This is a genomic window from Neobacillus paridis (assembly GCF_016765675.1).
Taxonomy (GTDB): Bacteria; Bacillota; Bacilli; order Bacillales; family Cytobacillaceae; genus Neobacillus; species Neobacillus paridis.
This window is the reverse complement of the sequence record NZ_JAESWB010000271.1, coordinates 1-2,415: the sequence shown is the minus strand read 5'-3', so window position 1 is coordinate 2,415 and position 2,415 is coordinate 1. Positions and strand designations below refer to the sequence as shown.

Genomic DNA, 2,415 nt, shown 5'->3' with positions numbered 1-2,415 from the left:
CCACCTCCAGCAGCAATTCGGTAATTTTCAGATGGGGCAGCAGGCCATATGCCTGCTGCATCAGCGCCTCTGCCTCGTCCGGTACGGCATTGTCGAGCGGGGTGATCTTAAGGCCGCCGCTGCTGGTGATCGAAGCGTCAGGTAGCTCGTTATGCGCGGCGAGCCGTTCCACGGTCGCCAGTTCGCGCTCAAGCAAGGCCATCCTGGCTTCCAGGAAACGATCACAGTCGGTTTCAACAGACAGACCGAGTTCCCGCTGTTCGCGCTGCGCGGCGAAGCGCGGTACCGGCAGCAGGTATTCCTCGAAATCCTTGAACTGACGCGAACCCTGCACCCAGATGTCGCCCGAGCGCAGCGAGTTCTTCAACTCGGACAATACACACAGCTCATAGAAACGGCGGTCCAGTCCTTCCGGTGTCCGCACCAGGCTTTCCCAGCGCTTACGCACGAACGAAGCGGGCGCGTCTTCCGGCACCTTGCGCGCCTGGCGCGCGTTCATGCCCTTGAGCACTTCGACGCCGGCCAGCAAGTCGCGTGCCGACGGCGCCGCCTTCATGGTCAGCGATTCCAGCAGGACGGGCGTGTAGCGCCGTAGCTGGTTGAATCCGTCGCCGATCAGGGACAGGTAGTCGAAGGCTTCGGGCTGGGCCAGTTTTTCGGCTTCGGTAATGCTGTCGCAGAACACATCCCACGGAACAATGGCCTCGATGGCGGCGAAAGGATCTCCGCCCGACTCTTTGGCGTCCAGTAAAGCGCGGCCGATGCGGGAATACAAGCGCACCTTGTCGTTGATCGCCTTGCCGGAGTCTTGGAAGTGGTCGGCATGTCTGCGCTTGGCCTTGCTGAATAACGCACCGATGATTCGGTCGTGCAGGTCGATGATTTCGTCAGTCAGCGTGGCGCGGGTATCGAGCACGATAGCCACAAGAGTGGCGTAGCGGCGTGCCGGTTCCAGATCGCGCAGGTGCTGGGCGGTCATCTGTCCGCCTTCGCGGGCGAGTTTCAGCAGGCGGTTCTGGTGGATGGCATGTTCCAGCCCCTCCGGCAACCACAGATCGCGCACGGCTTTCAGCCGGTCCAGGTGCACCAGCACATGTTTGGGTTTGGGTGCGCCTGGCGGCTGCCGTAGCCAGATCAGTCCGCTATGTTTGGTGCCAGCTCGCAGCGTTAGCAGGCCGTCGATGGCAAGCCGGTGGTGATCGGATAGAGGCGTATTCAACGCCTGATAGACCTGGCGCGTGCCGCGCGTGAGGGCTTCGCCGCACACGCGCTCGATGACGTCGACCGCCGGCATGATGGTGCGCTGCTGCCGCAGCATCTCCACCATTGCTTCGGCCAGCACGATGCCGCGATCGGTTTGTTGGGCAAGTTCGCAGAGCTGGTGGACGTAGCGCCGGAAGTCGGCGATAGTGAACGGAGCCATACCAAGACATGCCTGCAGTTCCGCCATGTGCTCGCGCCGGGTCTCGGCACGCTGGGCATACTGCGGCCAGGTGTCTGGTTCGATGCGCAACTGCCGGCCTACGAGCGCCAGCAGCGCTGCCGATGGCTCCGCATCCGGTGGCAAGGCGAATCCCGGATAGCGCAAANTGTGGCTGAGGCTTGATCCAATTGACCAAGGTCAGATGCTGCTTGACGTTATAGAAGGTAGAAGGCGCGGTCAGTGGTGACGAGCACTGCGCCCGCGGCAACCGAGTGGGCGGCAATCAGCATGCCCATCGTCCCCAATGGCGTTCCGTTGCGCTCGCAGTCGGCCCGCACTTGGGCGTAGACCTCCGCCGCGTCACAGTCCCAAGGCAAGACATCGACCCGCAGCAGAAATTCATGGACCGCTTCCCGAAGTCGTACGGCGTCTGGCTTTCGTTCGACGCCAAGCAGTAATTCAGCCTGAGTAACGGCCGAAATACAGACGCTGGACATCGGGATCTCGCGCAGGTGCTCGCGTACAGTGGCCGGGTTGCCTTTGATGATGTAGGGGTCGTCTCAGAAAACGGAAAATAAAGCACGCTAAGCCGGTTGCAGAGGTCGCAGCGGCCTGAACTTACTCGCGCCGATCTTGGCGCTGCTGCGCCAGAGGTAATCGCCGTTCAGGTTGATGTGCTCCCAACCGAGCGGCGACAGATACTGCAACAGCGCGTCATCAACGGCATGGCCGTTGCCACGCAAAGCATGCGCGGCGCGCTGTAGGTAGACTGTATTCCACAACACGACGGCCGCTGTCACCAGGTTAAGGTCGCTGGCCCGGTAGCGCTGCTGCTCAAAGCTGCGGTCACGGATTTCGCCCAGCCGGTTGAAGAACACCGCCCTGGCCAGCGCGTTGCGTGCTTCGCCCTTGTTCAGACCAGCATGGACGCGGCGGCGCAGTTCGACACTTTGCAGCCAGTCGAGGATGAACAGCGTGCGCTCGATGCGGCC

At 62.1% G+C, this 2,415-nt stretch carries 3 protein-coding genes; all 3 read right to left on the bottom strand.

Annotation, left to right across the window (positions count from 1 at the left end; all coding sequences use genetic code 11):
- On the bottom strand, positions 1-1,567 hold a 1,567-nt coding region (locus JK635_RS28795; RefSeq protein WP_202655273.1), incomplete at its 3' end, for a DUF4158 domain-containing protein.
- Between the two features lie 71 nt (positions 1,568-1,638).
- Positions 1,639-1,968, bottom strand: coding sequence for a type II toxin-antitoxin system VapC family toxin (locus JK635_RS28790; protein WP_498043883.1), 330 nt, complete (start codon positions 1,966-1,968; stop codon positions 1,639-1,641).
- Positions 1,969-2,007: 39 nt separating this feature from the next.
- Positions 2,008-2,415, bottom strand: a 408-nt coding sequence (locus JK635_RS28785) for a Tn3 family transposase (protein ID WP_202655271.1), incomplete at its 5' end; no start/stop codon positions are given.